General features: G+C 37.7%; 22 protein-coding genes and 4 pseudogenes. 17 read left to right on the forward strand and 9 right to left on the reverse strand.

What is annotated here, in order from left to right; genetic code table 11:
• Positions 1-75: 75 nt before the first annotated feature.
• From LKD36_RS14575 to LKD36_RS14620, 10 genes and pseudogenes are all read left to right on the forward strand, one after another.
• A pseudogene (locus LKD36_RS14575) lies at positions 76-405 on the forward strand (VirB4-like conjugal transfer ATPase, CD1110 family); the annotation flags it as partial.
• Positions 402-1,403 (forward strand): annotated as a pseudogene (locus LKD36_RS17595) (C40 family peptidase); the annotation flags it as partial. The pseudogenes LKD36_RS14575 and LKD36_RS17595, both read left to right, overlap by 4 nt.
• 26 nt (positions 1,404-1,429) lie before the next feature.
• The gene (locus tag LKD36_RS14585; RefSeq protein ID WP_005334805.1) at positions 1,430-1,738 is read left to right on the forward strand and encodes a DUF4315 family protein; all 309 of its coding nucleotides are present in this window, start codon (positions 1,430-1,432) and stop codon (positions 1,736-1,738) included.
• Positions 1,713-2,447, forward strand: coding sequence for a CD1107 family mobile element protein (locus LKD36_RS14590; RefSeq protein ID WP_005334804.1), 735 nt, complete (start codon positions 1,713-1,715; stop codon positions 2,445-2,447). The genes LKD36_RS14585 and LKD36_RS14590 overlap by 26 nt, the downstream gene beginning before the upstream one ends.
• Before the next feature lie 72 nt (positions 2,448-2,519).
• The gene (gene topB, locus LKD36_RS14595; RefSeq protein WP_308460056.1) at positions 2,520-4,592 is read left to right on the forward strand and encodes a DNA topoisomerase III; all 2,073 of its coding nucleotides are present in this window, start codon (positions 2,520-2,522) and stop codon (positions 4,590-4,592) included.
• Positions 4,589-4,849 (forward strand): transposon-transfer assisting family protein, encoded by a 261-nt coding sequence (locus tag LKD36_RS14600; RefSeq protein ID WP_003864553.1) that lies wholly within the window; start codon positions 4,589-4,591, stop codon positions 4,847-4,849. The genes topB and LKD36_RS14600 overlap by 4 nt, the downstream gene beginning before the upstream one ends.
• Positions 4,839-5,723 carry a YodL domain-containing protein gene (locus LKD36_RS14605; protein ID WP_005334798.1) on the forward strand — a complete coding sequence of 295 codons (885 nt, stop codon included), beginning with the start codon at positions 4,839-4,841 and terminating at the stop codon, positions 5,721-5,723. The genes LKD36_RS14600 and LKD36_RS14605 overlap by 11 nt, the downstream gene beginning before the upstream one ends.
• A gap of 3 nt (positions 5,724-5,726) precedes the next feature.
• Positions 5,727-6,017: a hypothetical protein gene (locus LKD36_RS14610; protein WP_005334797.1), complete on the forward strand. Its 291-nt coding sequence runs from the start codon at positions 5,727-5,729 to the stop codon at positions 6,015-6,017.
• Between the two features lie 224 nt (positions 6,018-6,241).
• On the forward strand, positions 6,242-6,556 hold the full coding sequence (locus LKD36_RS14615; RefSeq protein WP_005334796.1) for a helix-turn-helix domain-containing protein: 315 nt from the start codon (positions 6,242-6,244) through the stop codon (positions 6,554-6,556).
• 115 nt (positions 6,557-6,671) lie between these two features.
• Positions 6,672-7,100, forward strand: coding sequence for a hypothetical protein (locus LKD36_RS14620; protein WP_003864549.1), 429 nt, complete (start codon positions 6,672-6,674; stop codon positions 7,098-7,100).
• A gap of 130 nt (positions 7,101-7,230) precedes the next feature.
• Here the strand turns inward: LKD36_RS14620 and LKD36_RS14625 are convergent, their stop codons facing one another.
• From LKD36_RS14625 to LKD36_RS14645, 5 genes are read right to left on the reverse strand one after another with little or no spacing between them, the layout of a single operon-like run.
• Positions 7,231-7,509: a helix-turn-helix domain-containing protein gene (locus tag LKD36_RS14625; RefSeq protein WP_308460057.1), complete on the reverse strand. Its 279-nt coding sequence runs from the start codon at positions 7,507-7,509 to the stop codon at positions 7,231-7,233.
• A gap of 4 nt (positions 7,510-7,513) precedes the next feature.
• Positions 7,514-7,927 (reverse strand): dUTP diphosphatase, encoded by a 414-nt coding sequence (locus tag LKD36_RS14630; RefSeq protein ID WP_118001296.1) that lies wholly within the window; start codon positions 7,925-7,927, stop codon positions 7,514-7,516.
• Positions 7,917-8,696 carry an FAD-dependent thymidylate synthase gene (locus tag LKD36_RS14635; protein ID WP_308460058.1) on the reverse strand — a complete coding sequence of 260 codons (780 nt, stop codon included), beginning with the start codon at positions 8,694-8,696 and terminating at the stop codon, positions 7,917-7,919. Before LKD36_RS14635 ends, LKD36_RS14630 begins: the two co-directional genes overlap by 11 nt.
• Entirely contained in the window at positions 8,683-9,009 is a 327-nt protein-coding gene (locus LKD36_RS14640) for a hypothetical protein (protein WP_029471619.1), read from the reverse strand. Before LKD36_RS14640 ends, LKD36_RS14635 begins: the two co-directional genes overlap by 14 nt.
• Before the next feature lie 29 nt (positions 9,010-9,038).
• Positions 9,039-9,386 (reverse strand): hypothetical protein, encoded by a 348-nt coding sequence (locus LKD36_RS14645; RefSeq protein ID WP_308460059.1) that lies wholly within the window; start codon positions 9,384-9,386, stop codon positions 9,039-9,041.
• Here LKD36_RS14645 and LKD36_RS14650 point away from each other — a divergent pair.
• Positions 9,375-10,106, forward strand: coding sequence for a hypothetical protein (locus tag LKD36_RS14650; protein ID WP_005334769.1), 732 nt, complete (start codon positions 9,375-9,377; stop codon positions 10,104-10,106). The genes LKD36_RS14645 and LKD36_RS14650 overlap by 12 nt on opposite strands.
• Before the next feature lie 219 nt (positions 10,107-10,325).
• On the opposite strand, the gene LKD36_RS14655 is transcribed toward LKD36_RS14650, so the two are convergent.
• The 4 genes and pseudogenes from LKD36_RS14655 to LKD36_RS14670 all read right to left on the reverse strand — a co-directional run bounded on the left by LKD36_RS14655 (position 10,326) and on the right by LKD36_RS14670 (position 12,110).
• Positions 10,326-11,036, reverse strand: a complete 711-nt coding sequence (locus LKD36_RS14655) for a DUF6040 family protein (protein ID WP_008369915.1) — start codon at positions 11,034-11,036, stop codon at positions 10,326-10,328.
• Positions 11,014-11,343 (reverse strand): annotated as a pseudogene (locus LKD36_RS14660) (MobA/MobL family protein); the annotation flags it as partial. The gene LKD36_RS14655 and the pseudogene LKD36_RS14660, both read right to left, overlap by 23 nt.
• Positions 11,344-11,475: 132 nt before the next feature.
• Positions 11,476-11,805: a type II toxin-antitoxin system RelE/ParE family toxin gene (locus LKD36_RS14665; RefSeq protein ID WP_005334765.1), complete on the reverse strand. Its 330-nt coding sequence runs from the start codon at positions 11,803-11,805 to the stop codon at positions 11,476-11,478.
• Positions 11,802-12,110, reverse strand: coding sequence for a type II toxin-antitoxin system RelB/DinJ family antitoxin (locus LKD36_RS14670; protein WP_029471590.1), 309 nt, complete (start codon positions 12,108-12,110; stop codon positions 11,802-11,804). Before LKD36_RS14670 ends, LKD36_RS14665 begins: the two co-directional genes overlap by 4 nt.
• 389 nt (positions 12,111-12,499) lie before the next feature.
• On the opposite strand from LKD36_RS14670, the gene LKD36_RS14675 reads away from it, so the two are divergent.
• The 6 genes and pseudogenes from LKD36_RS14675 to LKD36_RS17600 form a co-directional block, all read left to right on the forward strand.
• Complete coding sequence (locus tag LKD36_RS14675) at positions 12,500-13,054, forward strand: RNA polymerase sigma factor (protein WP_005334762.1); 555 nt, start codon at positions 12,500-12,502, stop codon at positions 13,052-13,054.
• A complete protein-coding gene (locus LKD36_RS14680) occupies positions 13,044-13,799 on the forward strand; it encodes a hypothetical protein (protein WP_005334761.1) in 756 nt (251 codons plus the stop codon). Before LKD36_RS14675 ends, LKD36_RS14680 begins: the two co-directional genes overlap by 11 nt.
• The gene (locus LKD36_RS14685) at positions 13,790-14,656 is read left to right on the forward strand and encodes an ABC transporter ATP-binding protein (RefSeq protein WP_005334760.1); all 867 of its coding nucleotides are present in this window, start codon (positions 13,790-13,792) and stop codon (positions 14,654-14,656) included. The genes LKD36_RS14680 and LKD36_RS14685 overlap by 10 nt, the downstream gene beginning before the upstream one ends.
• Before the next feature lie 4 nt (positions 14,657-14,660).
• Positions 14,661-15,731, forward strand: coding sequence for an ABC transporter permease subunit (locus tag LKD36_RS14690; RefSeq protein WP_308460060.1), 1,071 nt, complete (start codon positions 14,661-14,663; stop codon positions 15,729-15,731).
• The gene (locus LKD36_RS14695) at positions 15,721-16,515 is read left to right on the forward strand and encodes a hypothetical protein (RefSeq protein WP_308460061.1); all 795 of its coding nucleotides are present in this window, start codon (positions 15,721-15,723) and stop codon (positions 16,513-16,515) included. Before LKD36_RS14690 ends, LKD36_RS14695 begins: the two co-directional genes overlap by 11 nt.
• Positions 16,516-16,872: 357 nt before the next feature.
• A pseudogene (locus LKD36_RS17600) lies at positions 16,873-17,141 on the forward strand (ParB/RepB/Spo0J family partition protein); the annotation flags it as partial.
• Between the last annotated feature and the right edge of the window lie 17 nt (positions 17,142-17,158).

Below are 17,158 nucleotides of genomic sequence, written 5' to 3' on the forward strand. Positions count from 1 at the left end.
ATGCGGTGAAAGTCGCATGTCCGGTGTGAAGCGGGGGAAAAGCTGGAGATAACTTCAAAGGCTTACCTATCGCTATTTCCATCGGATCTGAACACGTATGGCGGAGAAGCTAAGCGTCTGTTAGAAGACCTGCAGTCACGAAATGAGCGTATGTTCCTTGTAACAGCGCTCTTTTTAAATACTGCAAAGACAAAACAGGCACTGGATAATGCCATCTTCCAGACGGCCGGTATTGCACAGAAATATAACTGTGTGCTGAAACGTCTGGATTATCAGCAGGAAGAAGGATTGATGAGCAGTGTTCCGTTGGGAGTAAATCATATCCCAATCAGGCGGGCTCTTACGACTACCAGTACAGCAATCTTTGTTCCGTTTACGACACAGGAGCTTTTTATGACAGGAGAACTCTTTTTGAAGCACAATATCATCTGAATACAGAAGGTCGAACAGAAACGGTGACAGAAACCAGAAATGTTCGAGTCGGAGAATCATTAGGACAGGTAGTGACCAGCGGATATTGTAACTGTCGAATCTGTTGTGGTGTATGGTCCGGAGGTCCAACTGCCAGTGGTGCATATCCAACTGCAAACCATACCATTGCTGTAGATGCTTCCAATCCATTTGTGCCGATTGGCACTAAGGTAGTAATGAATGGTGTGGAATACACAGTTGAGGATACCGGAGCCTTTGCACGATATGGTGTCCAGTTTGACGTTTACTATGATAACCATGCTGCAGCCTCTGCTCATGGACACCAGACCTGGGAAGCTTATATCGCAGATGACAATGGCAGTCAGGAAGTAACCGTTACCAGTACAAGCACCAAGAAGATTCTGTATGTGACACTGACAAATGGAAGTTTTGATGCTGTGGCAAGAGCCAATCTGAATGCAGAACAGCTGATTATTTACAATGCGTTAAATACGACCTATGGAAACAGAAATTATCTGTGGGATGTAAACAATGTGACCAGTGGATCAGGCGGTAATGGAATGAGCTATGAGATTCCACCGGAAGCACTGCAGGATGAAGAATTTGCCCGGATGATCCGAGAAGCGGAAAAATATCTGGGAGTACCTTATGTATGGGGTGGTTACTCTCCGTCCGGATTTGACTGCTCAGGATTCGTATCTTATGTCATTAACCACTGTGGTAATGGCTGGAACTATGGACGATTGACCGCAGATGGATTAAGAGGCGTATGTACTTATGTATCACCGCAAGAAGCAAAACCAGGAGATCTGATCTTCTTCCAGGGAACGTATAACACATCCGGTGCAAGCCATGTGGGTATCTATGTCGGTAACAATATGATGATCCATTGCGGGGATCCGATCCATTACTCAAATATCAGCACATCCTACTGGCAGCAACATTTCATGTGCTTTGGAAGACTGCCATAAAGGGGTGAACGAAGGGAGGTGAAAGTTTGAATAAAAAGATTAAAAAATATCTGGATGAGATTGCCAAGACAGAGAAAAAGATCGCGGATCTGCAGCAATATCTTAGGGGTGTCCAGGCTGCATTAAAGCAGGAAGAGGACAATGAGATGATCAGGTGCATCCGTGGTATGAAGATGGATAATGATCAGTTATATGATCTTTTGGATGGTATCCAGAGTGGAAAAGTTAAATTTCAGGTAAGCAGGGAGTCTGACGATGAAGGTTCAGGCTCCTTTGTATTCACAGAAGAAAATAAGGAGGAATATCAGAATGGTGAAATGGAAGAAAATGAATAAGAAAATGGCAGGACTGCTGTTGGGAGTCATGATGCTTTTTACAGCATCAACCACAGCATTTGCCTATGTGGATGAATCGGCAGAGGCATCCAAAGTAGAGACAACTCAGACGGAACAGTCAACAGACAAAGAAGAGAAAAAGGACGAGGCGACAAACACAAACGAGGTGCTGCCGGAAGATGGAACAGACAAGGGAACTGCATTTACGACACCTGGCAATGGTGAAGTCAAGGATGACATTACCGATGATTCCACAAAGGAATTTCTTACGGTTACAACGAAGAATAACAACACTTTCTATATCGTGATCGACCGTAGTGCCACATCACAGAATGTCTATATGTTATCCCAGATTGATGAGAATGATCTGTCCGAATTTCTGGATAAAGACAGCACTGCTACTGTCGTAACACCACAGCCAGATAAATCAAAGGTAGTGCTGGATGAAACAAATAATGAGGATGTAGACAAGGAAGCTACCATTGATCCGGAGAAAACAGCATCTGCAAAAACCAATATGGGTGCAATGGCAACAATCCTGATTTTGGCTCTCGGCGGTGTGGCAGCTTACTACTACTTCAAGATCTATAAACCTAAAAAAGAGGAAGATGAGGATGATCAGCCGGAAGGTTTGGAAACAGGTGGACTGGAAGAAGTTCCGGATGAGGAAGAGTCTGAAGACGAAGATTTTGAAGAAAATGAAAAATAAATAAACTTTTTTAGTGGAGGGGGCTGTAAAACATGCTCTCTCCGTTTCGTTATATGAAGGAGGTAATACATCATGTATTTAGTAATTGCAGAAAAACCAAGTGTATCAAGAGCAATCGCAGAAGTGATTGGAGCACAGGAACGAGAAGACGGATATTTACAAGGAACCGACTGTATGGTCAGCTGGTGCTTCGGACATCTGGCCGAATATGTTTCACCGGATGCTTACGATGAGAAATTTAACCAGTGGAGATATGAAGATCTCCCGATCATCCCGAAAGACTGGAAAGTTACAGTCTCAGAAGATAAGAAAGATCAGTTCTATATCTTAAAAAGACTGCTCAACAGTCCGGAAATTGAATACGTCGTAAATGCCTGTGATGCCGGACGTGAAGGAGAATTAATCTTCAAACATGTCTATGACTTATCCGGAAGTAAAAAGCCGGTGAAACGATTATGGATCAGTTCTCTGGAAGATTCAGCAATCCTTGATGGAATGCAGCATCTGAGATCCGCAGAGGAATACCGACATCTGGCCGAAGCTGCTGTATGCCGTTCTCAGGCTGACTGGCTGGTAGGAATGAATGCAACCAGAGCTTACACCACAAAGTACTTCAAAAAGCTGACCGTTGGAAGGGTTCAGACACCGACACTTGCCATGTTGGTGGAACGTGCCGGACAGATCAGCAATTTCCAGAAAGAAAAGTATTTCAATGTGGAACTCGATTGTGATGGAATTCCGGCTGTAAAGCCAAAAATCTTTGATCCGGATGAGGCGGAACAGTTAAGAAGTAGATGCCAGGGAAGTGAAGCTATTGTCACAGCAGTAAAAGAAACGGAAAAGAAAGTAAAAGCACCAAAGCTTTATGATCTGACCACACTGCAGAGAGAAGCAAACCGTATCTACGGAATGACAGCCAAACAGACACTGGATACCGCTCAGAGCCTGTATGAAAAGAAACTGATCACTTATCCAAGAACGGACAGCCAGTATCTGACCGAAGATATGGAGCAGACCGCAAGAAATGTGGTTCGTCAGATTTATGAGAAATATCAACTGACAGGTCCGTTTGATCAGCCGGAGCAGCCAGATGTGAAGAAAGTCATGAATAACAGCAAGGTGACAGATCACCATGCAATCATTCCAACGATGGAACTTGCATCCTGCCATCTGGATGAATTGAAATCCTGGGAAGAAAAGATTCTTTTCCTGATTGCAGTCCATACGGTCATGGCAATGAGTAAGGATCACATTTACCAGGAGACAGAGATTGAAGTGGAATGCCAGGAAGAAATCTTCAAAGCAAAAGGAAAGATTGTCCTGCAGGATGGATGGAAACTCTTTGAAAACTGCTTCAAAAATAAGGATCGCATGGCAATCGTAGATCCGGATCAGGAAATGAAAGAGAGGATGCCGAAAGTAACCCAGGGACAGACTTTCTATGCTGTGGATGCAGAAAAGACAGAGCATTTTACATCTCCACCGAAACCATACAGCGAAGATACTCTCCTTGCGGCAATGGAAACTGCTGGAAATAAGGAATTCGATGAAGACACAGAAAAGAAAGGATTAGGAACTCCGGCAACAAGAGCCGGTATCATCGAGAAACTGGTCTATTCCCAATATGCTACCCGAAAAGGAAAACAGATTATTCCAACAGAGGATATTGTCCCGGAAATAGAAAATGTGGATTATGAAAATGATCTTACATGTATCAGCTTTTATGCGGCTGAATGTGCTGAATTTCCTGTAATGGGTGAAGTACATTATGACCTGACATTACTAGAAGCCTTGGAAGCTTATGAGAAAATCCCATCAGAACGTATGCATGGACTGAAATGTGTTGGCTTTGATCTGAAAGACGGAAGTGATTATGAAGGAATGCAGAGTCTGATGATTGAAGGAAAAATACAGAAAGAATTTTTGAATTCGATTCCTGGATTTAGAGAAAATTCTTATGTGCAAAATGCAATCAGTCGTGTGGAAAAATACTTGGAAGAAAGACATCCAAATGTGGAAAATCCTCTGGAATCCAATAAGAAAGTGGATAACGAAAAAAATATAAGCGAAGAAAAAAACGAGAAGGAGCTGAATATACAGATGAAACCAATACCGAAAAAGAAAAGGGGGGAAATGAGCCTATGAGAAATGTAAACCTGGAAGAAAACGAACTGACTATTACTGCTATCTTCCAGCAGCACACAAAGGAAGAAACAATCCAAACACTGAAAGAAGCTTTGGAAGTTTTGGAACAGGAAGAAAGTGATCCTGAGAATGATGAAATAATTGAGATCATCAATTCTACAGTTGGAAAATTACAGCAGATCGAAGACAAATACTACTATTCTCTGGATCTGAATTATTATCTGAATAACTTGGAGGATGATGCCTATGAAGCTTAATCAATTTGCAGTCTACCGAGTAGATCAGCAGACAGCAGGAAAAGCACTGTGGCATCTGCCATATCAAGAGGCAAGACAGCAGAATGTGTCGATTACTGTCGAAAATTACCGATTAATCTCGATTCATGAAATGCAGGAAAATGAAAAAGTCGCTGACATCTGGAAACGGACGAAAAATCAATGCGAAGTCAGTGACGTGCTCGTATTGAACAAGAATGGAGAAATCAGCTGCTACTATGTAGATGAGAACTATCCACAGTATCTGGCCGGATTTATTCGTATCAACACATCCGGTGCACTGATCACTATGGAAACTGAGAATTATCAGATTGATGGGAAAAAGGGGAACTGGATTGCAACAGACACCGTCATTATTGATGGAAAACAGTTTTATTTGATGGAACATCAGGTATACCGAGATCAGGCCCAGGGTGTTATCCTGGATGCTTATGGAAAAATGGTTGTCGAAGAATGTAAGAAATTCGATGAAAAGACAAAACAAAAGATTCATGATTACATCCAACAGCAGGTACCGCTAAATCCGGTCGAACAGCTAAAACAAGATGGTAAAATCCGTCTGGAACATTACCAGAAATTCTACCAGAACGGCACTTATGAACGAAGCAGAGAATCTGGTACAGAAGCTAACTATGATATGGTGGACGGTCTGGTGAATAATCAGAAGAAGAACCTGGAAAAAATTTCTGATGCACGCAACAACAAACAGACGTCCCGAAATCAACAAAATAATAAACCTAAGAAACGAAGGTCCGTAATCAAACGACTGCATCAAAAACAGATTGCCATTGCTCGCCGGTCCGGAAAGCCGATACCAAAGTACCTGGATCAGGAAATGGAAAGAAAGCGGGGATAGAATATGCGAAGGTTAAAGTGTGAAAAAGAAACGATTATTCTGACTAATGAAGATGATGGATTCTATGATGTGTATACCTTCAATCAGAGCTTGCAGAAACGGTTGAGGTCTTTTGCGGAGAAGTATCCGGATGATTGCTGGTTGAAAGGATCTTCGGAGGATGGTAGTGAAACGTATATGATTAAAAAAGGGCGGTTATCATTGAATTTAAGACCACCCTATTCCAAGGATAGAATTCATAAAGCAACCGAACGAATTATTGAAGAACAGAAAGAGCAATCGAAGGATTCATAGAATGCGATTTAAGAGAAAAAAGCCTCATGACCATGAGAAAAAATGAAAGCAAAATACGTTAGCTGATAAAGTGTATAGGCTCAAAAGGGAAAGTGCCCTTTTGGGCCTTTTTAATTTAAAATAGTTCTAAAGAACAAGTTAACAATCTGTAGATTCTGTATGTTTTAAAGATCAATCGTTATACTAATTTTAGACCGAATTATCGTTCTAAAGGAGGTGTCACAATGGATTTAAAGGCGGTTGGTCAGAGAATAAAAGCTGCAAGGGAAGCTAAGAATCTTACACAAGAAGAATTGGCAGGACTGGTAAACTTGAGTCCAACTCATGTAAGTGTTATAGAGAGAGGACTGAAAGTAACAAAACTTGATACTTTTATTGCGATTGCAAATGCATTAGATGTTTCAGCAGATACACTATTGATTGATGTTGTGACACATTCGGTTAGCGGCGTTACGAATGAATTATCTGAAATGATAGAGAAACTACCGAAAGAAAAGCAACAGAGAATTATCAATGCAGTGAGAGCATTGGTGGAATAAATACGTGAATAAGAAGATGGAAGGGCTTATTGCTCTTCTTTTTTATTTGGTTTAACGTGAAAATATGATATAGTAGTTCTAAAGACTTATATATAATTCTAAGGAACTTGATAAAATGAAGAAAAAAAATATAACACTTGTATTTGTTGCTATCGTTTTTTCGATTATTGTTGGAATGATAATTGGGAAAAGCTTATTAAAGCATAAAGAAGGTGAGCCAGATGTAGTTGGCAGTTTTTCTATGAATAGAGATGAGAATCTTACAGTAGTTGCTAACAGAAAAAATATTTCTGATAAAGAAGCATTTACAAGACTGCTTTTAAAAATGTACAAAGAGAATTCATTTCATTCAATAAAATTTTCTACAGATCATGGATATGCAACCAGCCTTGATATGACCGTATATTCTTGGAAAGAAGATATCGAAAATGGAAAATCCATTATGCAGATAGAATTTAGACCGATTGAATATGGAAAAGATTATGATATTGTTCATAATCCGGATAAATATGTGCTTTTTATCGATGGAACAGAAATAAAATGAAATATATAGATATGCAGATAAAGCGCAGAAAAAGAGGATTGCTCAACACAGGAGGATATTTTCAATTACCCTCAAAATGATAAAAGCGAGGCAGCGGAAAATCCGTTGCCTCATATCAGTATTATGACAATTAATCTAGTTCCGCCCCTAACTCATACCTCCAATACTCCGCCGCCTCATATTCCCTAGGTTCTGAGAGTACCGGTACAGTAAAGAGTTCAACCGGAACACCGAGTGTTGATGCAAAGATTTTCATAAGATCCTCTTTTGGTGTTCGGACATCGCTTTCATACTGAGCAATCCGGACATCAGCACAGCTGTCGGGAAATCCAACAGCCATGCCAAGTTCTTTCTGGGTGAAATGATTTTTCTGTCTTAAGTGTTTTAATTTTCTTCCAAATGTAATCATAGTATTATTCTCCTGTGCTTCCAAAAGCCCCAGTTCCTCGTTCTTCACCGAGATCCAGGACAAAGTCTGCAATCACAACCGGTGTGATCACCAGCTGACCGACGCGTGTGTCTTTATGAATGATCTGAGAAGATGTGCTCACGTTGCTGATAATGGCATGGATCTCACCACGGTAACCGGAGTCAATCGGTGGAAGTTCGCATACCAGTCCTTTTGCAGCCATGCTGCTTCGTGGAAAGACATATCCGGCAAATCCATCCGGGATGATGAGACCAAATCCAAGCGGAATTCTCGCAACTTCGCCTGGCTTTAATACGCAATCATAAGGCATGAATACATCCGCACCGGCATCATTTTCATGTGGCCGGAAGGGATGATGATCTGCTTTCAGACCAAAGTCAATCAGTTTAATCTTTATGGCTGCTCACCTCCTTCCTGATGAGCAATGGATAATCTGCTTTTAAGATATCTGACGGTATCCAAAACTTTGAAATAGGATTCTGGCAGGACATCTGTTTTTCTATGCAGCTTCCTCTCTGACAGAATGGACCGGTAAGATCCGGTGCAAAAAGGATTGGGCTCAATTTGTACAATCTTTGCCAGATCTGTAGCATCACAATCCTTGTTTCATCCGTATTTCTTCGGCAGGTTCTTTGGCCAATCATATGCTTCCACTGGTAAGGTGTCGCGCTGATGATCAGTACGTTTCGAAGTCCCTGAGGTGTGGCATATCCGGCTGAATCATGATCAATGCCTGAGGCACAAAGCTCTGCATAATGATCCAGATCTGACTGACAGCTTTTCTTGTAAATATCTTGGATTTCTTTATCTGCTTTCATGATTCCATATGGAATAGCAAATGCAGCATGACCGGAATAATTGCTGTACTGCAGAGATGCACTCATGTACTTTACTTCGTTCTGATGTCTTGTGATCTGTGCCAGGAAGCGTCTGCTTGCACCAACAACAGCTACGGTAATGACCATGAATTTCTGCACGGTTGGATGCGGAAGCCCTGCAATGTTTTCTACAGTCTTCTGACTGTAGGATTGACGGTAAAGATCCATCAGATCTGCCATGTTCTGGATCGTATGACCGTGTTGTGTGAGTCTGGCAGCAAAGACCATATTTTGTTCTGCTTCCCGGATTCCATAGCAGTTTAAGATAGCTGTTTCAATGTGATCCATAGGCCTGTTCCTCCTTTACCAGAGCTTTTAAAAGGATCAGATAATTGATGCAGTCTGTGATTTTTTCATCCCACTGTTCCATGTCAAAATGTAACAGAGTGGAATAACACATATCGTAAAGGGATACGACATGTTTCGACATCATACCGGCCAGTGCTGCTTTTGGATCGCAGTTCTGTAAAGCGGCAGCAATCTTGAATGCACTGAGACGGTCAATATTATCACCGGTATATTCTTTCTTTTTATGTGCCAGAATATCGGCACACTTTCTCATCTGAAGTTCAAATACAACATTAAATTCTTCTTGTGTCATGTGATAGTTCCTCCTTTGTTTTGTAATAGTTATCGTTCGAGATCCTTGGTTTTTGATCTTACTGGTTCCGGAATCTGCATCTGAAGGATGGCATCAACATTCTGATCGGCAGTATCCAGATCTTTTAATTTTTCTTTCAAGCTGCTTATTGCTTCTTCTTCGGAAGCTATCTGCTGTTGCAGTTTTTCTTTTTGTAAATGGCAATTTGCAGAGATGGGATGGGGATTTGCTGTTGACTTTTCGCATAAAGCAGAAAAAGCGGGGATAAAAATATTGTTAGAAGAATAACTAAAAATCTTGCTAATGTATAAGTTAAGTAAAAAATAGAATGAAAAATAATCATATAGCAGAGGAGATTGGGTAATATGAAGGAACAAAAGAAATCTTCTTGGGGAGCGGTTCTGGTGTCATTTTTAAAGGAATTTCTATTAAACTCATTCGAAGCCCCAGGTCATCTTTATTATGATGAAAATTTAACTAATGAAGGAAAAAGAAAGAAAAATTATATTTGGAGGGTGCTTCTACTGGTGACTGCGGTAGGAGTAGCTTTGCTTCCTGTTATAGCTTGGAACATGTTTGTTCCAGATGTGCTATGGGCAAAAATAGTTACCGTTGTAGTGTGTGAAGGCTATGTTGTTTTTATAGTAAGTATGGAGATTATCCAAATAAAGGATGAGCTAAAGGAAGATATGTTAAAAATAGGGGGATATAAAATTACTCCCAAAGGAAGTATTTCCCTATTTAAAGAAATTGATTTTAAGATTGCTCAAACAGAGTATTCTTATACAATATTGATTTCTAAGAAACCTTTAAAATGGCTTTATAAGAAGTTTTATGTTACAATCTATGGAAGACATGGAAAAGTAAAAAAGATTGAATTGGTTCGAGCAGACAAAAAGTATTCTACGAAATATGAGACAATGAATGGTACAGTCTTAGAAAAGTTGCAAGAAGAAAATAATAGGTTTTTAAGGAAATGCTTAGGTACTCCCAGTAAAAAGAGTATGACAGGCGTCGAATATTATTATGAGTGGGGACAAATACAATCCTTCTATGATGATCGTTCTTGTCAAACAGGAATTGTAATTATGTTTTAAAATAAGGAATATTGTATCTCTTGCTTCCGTATGCAGAAAGATTACATCGGTACAGAGAAATGTGGTAGTGATACACCAAAGAACACAGGCGAAACCTTATATCTCGGTTCCACAAGTAGCGAATCTTTCAAAAGAGAGAGATGGGTAAAACTTCGCTGTTTATATAATAGTAGGGGACGATGTTTTATCCCCTGCTATTATACGTTTTTTAGCATGTTTTCACCAATATTGCTTGGTACCTAACCGATTTTTCAAATAACATCTGATTCCAAGATATACTCCCTGAGAAAGTACGAAAAGCAATAGAAGATTTACGGAAAGTGCTTTTTTAATTGCTTCTCCAAAATAAATGATGACAGCAGTACTTGTCAGTATCATCAGTAGAGTAATAACATCCCAACAGTTTTTCTTATATAATTCTATAACCTTTATTTCTATCAGTATCGCCAGTATCCCTGTCCCTGCCACACATATTCCGACAACCAATATCAGAAATAACCAATATACCATTCCGGCTATAAAAGGATTTGGAATTTTTGTGCTAATCTGTGCCACAGATTGCCCGGCATCAATTGTCCAACCGATAAAAGTTTGTAGGAATGACGCTGCATCATGGAAGAATGATTTACAATCGGAAAGGAACACATCGGACTGTACTGCCTGAAAAAGAGTGGTTGTCAGCGAATACCATGCAAGAAGGAACAAGGTTGTTTGGAACATTACCGTTTTTGCTTTATACTGTCCGGCAAGTCGCTCTTTTTGTGTTCCGTATTTCGCTTTTTCATTCTGATAGGCTGTCCGGTCACAGGATTCACATTTTTCATAGAGTACCGGCTTTTCTACCGGTATCTCTACGATTTTCTGATGTGTCCGGGCATAATCCCGTTGTTGTGTTAAACAGCGTATTTTATTTTGATATTCCCCGATCATGACGTTTGCGCTTCGCAGCTTCTCTTTCTCGTTCCGCAATGCTCTGTCTGCCAGCTTCAAGTCGTTCTTTAATGCTTGAATATTCCCGGCTCTGTTCTCTTTGTTTAATTTCTCGTTCAAGATCAGAGATTCGTTGAGCTGCGTCTTCAGTTCCACGATAAGCTGGTCTTTCTGTTCCAGTTCTTCTTGTATCTCCTCGGTCAGGAGCAGAAGCTCTTCCAACTGTTCGGCGTTCTTTAATTCTCTGGATTCGTTCATCTATATCACGTCCTTTCTCTATCTGCTGTTCCAGTTCAGCAATTCGGTGTTATCCTCTGCTGATTTGGTCGTTTCAATCAATACGCTACATTCTTCCATCGTAATTCAGCCCTTTCTTTTTAATTTTGAATATGAAAAAAGCAGTCGATCATAAATGAAAGGCTGCTTTAAATCATATCCTTTATTGCTTTGTGTGGAGATTTAACTGATTGTCTATGTCCCGTCCGGCATACATTACTCTAAGTATTGTTACAACTTTTTTATCGCTGTCTGGAATATAAAGTACCACATAATTGTCTACTGGTAATACACGAAGTCCACGACTTTTCCACGGTTCTTTTTCATATTTTCGATAACGCTCCGGCATCGTATCCAGACTTAATATCTGTTCTTCCAGACGGTCAAGCTGTCCGCTTGCATTTTCCGGCGATTGTAATTCAAAAGAAATATATTCAAAAATCCCTCTCAAATCACTGTCAGCCTGTTCGGATAATTCTACTTCATATATCATAAGCCATAATCCTTGCGAATGTCAGCAAATGCTTTCTTCGCATTTTTTGTCCGTCCAGCCTGCATATCCGCATATCCTTTCTCCAATTCTTCATTGAACTCTGCTTCTGATAATGTGCTGATATCAACAGGTCTGTCAGATGGTATTTTTACTTCAAACGGAAGTCCTCTCTGTAAGATAATCTGTTTATAAAACATATTGATAGCACTGGAAGCAGGGATACCAAGTGTAGACAGGATACTTTCTGCTTTTTCTTTGACATCTGGTTCAATCCTTGCATATAAATTTGCTGATTTTGTAGCCATATAAAACATCTCCTTTCGTGAGTAGTATTTCCATCTATCTTTATTATATGCAAATGTCCGCACAATAGCAATACTAATTTTATGCTCCAATAATCTTATTGAATAACTGTAACAATACATCTTTTACGCCGGACGCATTGAATACAAGACCAACGGCTACTAAGGCAACTACCAAGAATCCGATAAGTTTGGAAAACTCACGCTTACAGGATAATCGAACTACTGCATACTAACCGCCACAGGGAACTCCTAATCCCTTGCTCATGAGGGGAAGAATAGTTTATCATATTGTAAAAAAATATAAAAAAATATAAAAAGTTTTTGTGTTTTTAAATGATTTGTTAAGGTTAGTTGTTTATATATAGAGAAGAATAATTAAGAGAAAAGTGATGGATATGATACAAGACTGGATGATAATAAACAAAATTAAGATGGGAGATCCTGATGCATGGGATATTTTAGTACATAAATATTATGATAGTGTGTATTTTTATTGTGTTCGCAGATGTTATGGAGACTGCGATATAGCTTCTGATTTAACACAGGATATTTTTTTAAAATTGGTAGAAAGTTTACCTAGATACCGATTCATAGGAAAATTTCAAAATTATCTATACACTATGGCTGTCAATACTTGCAATAATTATTTGAAAAAAAGACATATTGAGCAAATAGAACTCACAGATAATTTTACAACTGATTTAGACACTTCATTGATTGATGAAATATTACATGATGAGAGAAAAGAAACGGTTCAAAAAGCACTTGATTTACTTCCTGAAATACAACGAGAGGTTGTGATACTACGGTATTATCACGATTTAAAGGTAAAAGATATTGCGACAATTACTGGCGTGGGGGTATCTACTGTACAGTCACGTATTTATCAAGGCCTTAGAAAATTAGAAAAAGTTTTAGAAAGAGAGGAATTTTATGATGGATAAAAAAGATATTATATCGAAATTGGCTGGTTATAAATTAGAAGGTGATATAGAAGGACGTGAAAAAACCATCGAATTAGGATATGAAATAATGATTAGACTTGAAATGAGTCGACATTCTTACTTTGAGCTATTCCTGTCAACTTTTCGCTTCATACATGTTCATACTTGGATAATTCAATTATTCATCTTTCTATCAGGGATAACTATGGCATTAAATTTTAAAAATTTACAGCCGATAAGTGAAATAATGTTATGCATTACAGGTGTAATATTCATTTCGGCTTTATTTTTTTTAGATGAATTATTCAAAAGTTTTACTACAGGAATGTGGGAATTGGAACAGACATTCAAATATGATTTGCGACAACATATTATGATGAAATTATTGATTTTTGGCATTATTGATATGGTAATTGTTATTTTGCTTTCTCTTATGACTAAATCTATAGTATCTTTGCCTTTGTATCAGATATTAGTCTATGTACTTGTTCCATACAATATTGTTTGCATTATTTTATTTTCGCTTATAACTATATGGAGAAAGCAATTACATAATTATTTCCTATGGTGTATATCGGGAAGTATTTGTGTCGCAGTTATTTTAATTGCAAATATCTTTAAAATATATGAAATCCGAATGCTTTATTGGGGAATAGCATATTTCATTACAACGACAATATTAGGGATTATCTTATATTCTCAAACTAAAATAATCAAATGGGAGGTAGCTTCAGTATGGAATTAACTATTAATAATATAACAAAACAATATGGGAATGTAACTGTGCTTGATGATGTGTCGTATCGATTTACTCCTGGAATTTACGGAATATTAGGTGCTAATGGGGCGGGTAAAACAACTTTATTTCGTATTATTTGTGGACTGATGAGAGCAAATTGTGGAAATATACAATATGACCATAAAGATATTGCTCTGCAAGCAGAATATTATCGCTCGATTCTTGGATTCTTACCACAAGATTTTCGATACTATCCTGATTTTACAGGATTAAATTTTATGATGTATATCGCTTCATTGAAAGGCTTAAATGGGAAAATAGCAAAAAAGAGATGTTTAGATTTATTGATTCAGGTTGGCTTAGATGATGTGAAAAATAAAAAAATCAGAAAGTATTCTGGCGGAATGAAACAGAGACTAGGTATCGCTCAAGCAATGATTAATAATCCGGAAATTTTAATATTAGATGAACCTACGGTAGGGCTCGATCCCAAAGAGCGAGTTAAATTTAGAAAACTGATAAGTTCGTTTGCATCAGAAAAAATAGTATTATTGTCTACACATATTGTATCAGATATAGAATATATAGCAGATGAAATCATTATTCTAAAAAAAGGTAGAATTGAAAATACAGGCACAATAAGATATTTGTTGAAAGATATTAACAAGTGTGTATGGGAATGCCTGGTTCCAGAAAAAGAAGTAAATCGAATTGAGCAAGTATATACAGTAAGTAATCGTAAATATGGAGAAGACGGAGTTGTTCTTCGACTTATTTCAAGGGAAAAACCTTTTGCAAATGCGAAACAAGTTGATCCGGTTTTAGAAGATTTGTATTTGTTTTATTTTAGAGAGGGGGAATGAGAGTATGACATCGCTAATTAAGTTTGAACTTGGGAAAATATTGAGAAACCGAACTGTATTTGGTGGGATTGTTGTAGGATGCTTAGTCCTTCTGGGGATTTTTTTTGTTGGGTATCACTATTCACAGCTATCAATGAGTGAAGCGAGTAATAAGAAAAAGGGGTTTGAAAAGAGCCTCGATGTAATAATAGATGAAAAATATTCTGGAGAGTTTACAGATGAAAAAGTTAAAATGATTCTGTCTGATTCTATGAATAATTTCCAAGAGAATGAAGAGCAAAAAGTTGTTAATAAGCCTTTTTATCCATTTTATTGGGAAATGGGAGATACTTTTTTTTCAAAAGATGCCGAAAATGTTTATTCAGAAATGATTGAACAGGTTAATAAAGGCCAAAGATTAACAATAGAAGACGTGGATTTATATTCATTGGACGAGGTTGGATTTAAAAAATTTGATACTCCTTTGACATTAGGAAATTATGTTCCATGGACAGACTTATATCGAGTACTTGGATATATATATGCTCTTTTGTCCATAATTACAATATTGGTATCTTCCATAGTGTTTTCAGATGATAATTCTAAAAATATCAATCAGATTCTGTTAGTTACAAAATATGGAAGAAACAAAATGATATTTGCTAAATTGATTGCGACAAGTATTATTACAGTGAGTTTATTTATTATTTTTCAATTGGTCAACATAGGTGTTTTCTCTACAATGTATGATATGAGCGGATGGAATTCAGACATACAAACAAATTTGTCGTTGGGATTATTTGACTTCCCTTTGCAATATAACCATATTCAAATATACTTTTTAATTCTTGTCATGCAATTAGTTGGTATTGGATTTGTTGAGAGTGTAACATTGTTAATATCAGCTCTTATGCATTCATCTATGTCAGTATTAGCTGTTTCATTAGGGGTATATATATTACCATTATTGCTGGTGCAAATGATAAAAACAGGGGTAGGTAACAAAATTTTGTATTTGTTTCCAATAAATAATTTGAATGTACAAAATATATTAGGTATATACAACAGAAATAGAGACATTCAAATTGATATTTGAAAATATGACGCTAAGAAGTAGCAGCCTTTCAAATGCAAATTTGAATGATCCTGTAGAAAAGGAAAGAATTGGTATCACCGAATTTGCCAAGAGCAGGTTTATTACATGTTTTTGTCAATCGGATCATGAGTTAGTTCCTTTTTGGATGTACTATGGGAAAAAAATTAGAAAAAATAAGATTATGATGCGGTTTAATAATTTTGCATCTAATTTTGAAAATTGTATATATACTGATTATGCGTTAGTAGAGGGTAACAAAAAATGTGCTTTTATCTCAGATGAGTTAGACAATATAATAAATTCCAGTCATAGTTCAAATAGTAGTGATTATGATTTGAGAGGGTTTATTGATGTATTGCTTATGTTTGATATAGAATATGTGCCATGCAAAGATGATACTTTTACTTCTTCATATGTTGGAAATACAAATGTTGATTTTGGAAAAATTGTGAATGCCAGCATTCCACCCATAAGTATAAAAGGATGTGATCCAACGGTACTAGGGAAGAAAAAGTCTAATCCGTGGGAGTATGAAAAGGAAACAAGGATTCTTTGTGCACTTTCAGGAAATCAGAATCCAGGATGGGAGTATATAGATTTACGATTGAAACCAGAAATATTTAGAGGATTAACTATAATATTAAGCCCATGGGATGAGGGAAATTTGCGTAAAGATGTTGAAAATATAATAAATGCAAGTAAGTTACCTGAAGATATAAAGGAGAGTATCATTATTGAAGACAGTGGGTTAAAAGGAAAACTTAATTTTCCAGAAAATGAATAAATAAAAGGCATAGAGCACCCATTAGGTTCTATGCCTTTGCATTTTCCGGCAGCAGCATCCGGTCATCAATATAGTAGTCGCAGGATATCTTGCGGCTGTTGTGTCCGTAGTAATAACATACAGAAAAGGTACAGAATATAGGAAAATATCCCCATAATCTGTCCTTGGTACAAATAATAAAAAATATTGATATGTGTTGGGTGTCTGGTTTTATCTGGAAAAAATCACGCTAATATGTCCAAAATCTTCCACATATTACTCGGTTCTGATTTATAGAAGAAAATAGTATTCTATTATGGATGAAATGGAAGGAGTAATATGTCGAACGATAACGATAAAGACCAGGAATATCAAAAGAATATTATTTCAATGATAGATGCTAATTTACAGAGGGAGCGGATTTCACCGAGCGAAAAAGCATTTGCTTATAAGATGAAATATGATGTACTCAAGCGAAAGGCAGGAAGAAGGAAATGTAGCCAGGTTGACTATTTAACTGGTAAAAAAGCGTGGAAGTCATAAGCGAAGAATGTGGGGACAGTCCAAAGCAGGTACAGAGATATTTGAAACTTACCAAACTGATTCCAGAGCTGCTTGAAAAAGTGGATGATGGAACAATGGGATTTACGATAAAAATCTTAAA

This window comes from Hominiventricola filiformis (assembly GCF_020686965.1).
Classification (GTDB): domain Bacteria; phylum Bacillota; class Clostridia; order Lachnospirales; family Lachnospiraceae; genus Hominiventricola; species Hominiventricola filiformis.

What these genes read in the sequence shown, in the direction of transcription:
- LKD36_RS14590 (WP_005334804.1), top strand. Translation starts at nt 1,713, where the DNA reads ATGGTGAAATGGAAGAAAATGAATAAGAAAATGGCAGGACTGCTGTTG.
- LKD36_RS14680 (WP_005334761.1), top strand. Translation starts at nt 13,044, where the DNA reads ATGATGGATAAAAAAGATATTATATCGAAATTGGCTGGTTATAAATTA.
- LKD36_RS14615 (WP_005334796.1), top strand. Translation starts at nt 6,242, where the DNA reads ATGGATTTAAAGGCGGTTGGTCAGAGAATAAAAGCTGCAAGGGAAGCT.
- topB (WP_308460056.1), top strand. Translation starts at nt 2,520, where the DNA reads ATGTATTTAGTAATTGCAGAAAAACCAAGTGTATCAAGAGCAATCGCA.
- LKD36_RS14650 (WP_005334769.1), top strand. Translation starts at nt 9,375, where the DNA reads ATGAAGGAACAAAAGAAATCTTCTTGGGGAGCGGTTCTGGTGTCATTT.
- LKD36_RS14640 (WP_029471619.1), bottom strand. Translation starts at nt 9,009, where the DNA reads ATGACACAAGAAGAATTTAATGTTGTATTTGAACTTCAGATGAGAAAG.
- LKD36_RS14635 (WP_308460058.1), bottom strand. Translation starts at nt 8,696, where the DNA reads ATGGATCACATTGAAACAGCTATCTTAAACTGCTATGGAATCCGGGAA.
- LKD36_RS14675 (WP_005334762.1), top strand. Translation starts at nt 12,500, where the DNA reads ATGGATATGATACAAGACTGGATGATAATAAACAAAATTAAGATGGGA.
- LKD36_RS14610 (WP_005334797.1), top strand. Translation starts at nt 5,727, where the DNA reads ATGCGAAGGTTAAAGTGTGAAAAAGAAACGATTATTCTGACTAATGAA.
- LKD36_RS14655 (WP_008369915.1), bottom strand. Translation starts at nt 11,036, where the DNA reads ATGATCGGGGAATATCAAAATAAAATACGCTGTTTAACACAACAACGG.
- LKD36_RS14685 (WP_005334760.1), top strand. Translation starts at nt 13,790, where the DNA reads ATGGAATTAACTATTAATAATATAACAAAACAATATGGGAATGTAACT.
- LKD36_RS14600 (WP_003864553.1), top strand. Translation starts at nt 4,589, where the DNA reads ATGAGAAATGTAAACCTGGAAGAAAACGAACTGACTATTACTGCTATC.
- LKD36_RS14670 (WP_029471590.1), bottom strand. Translation starts at nt 12,110, where the DNA reads ATGGCTACAAAATCAGCAAATTTATATGCAAGGATTGAACCAGATGTC.
- LKD36_RS14620 (WP_003864549.1), top strand. Translation starts at nt 6,672, where the DNA reads ATGAAGAAAAAAAATATAACACTTGTATTTGTTGCTATCGTTTTTTCG.
- LKD36_RS14625 (WP_308460057.1), bottom strand. Translation starts at nt 7,509, where the DNA reads ATGATTACATTTGGAAGAAAATTAAAACACTTAAGACAGAAAAATCAT.
- LKD36_RS14605 (WP_005334798.1), top strand. Translation starts at nt 4,839, where the DNA reads ATGAAGCTTAATCAATTTGCAGTCTACCGAGTAGATCAGCAGACAGCA.
- LKD36_RS14690 (WP_308460060.1), top strand. Translation starts at nt 14,661, where the DNA reads ATGACATCGCTAATTAAGTTTGAACTTGGGAAAATATTGAGAAACCGA.
- LKD36_RS14665 (WP_005334765.1), bottom strand. Translation starts at nt 11,805, where the DNA reads ATGATATATGAAGTAGAATTATCCGAACAGGCTGACAGTGATTTGAGA.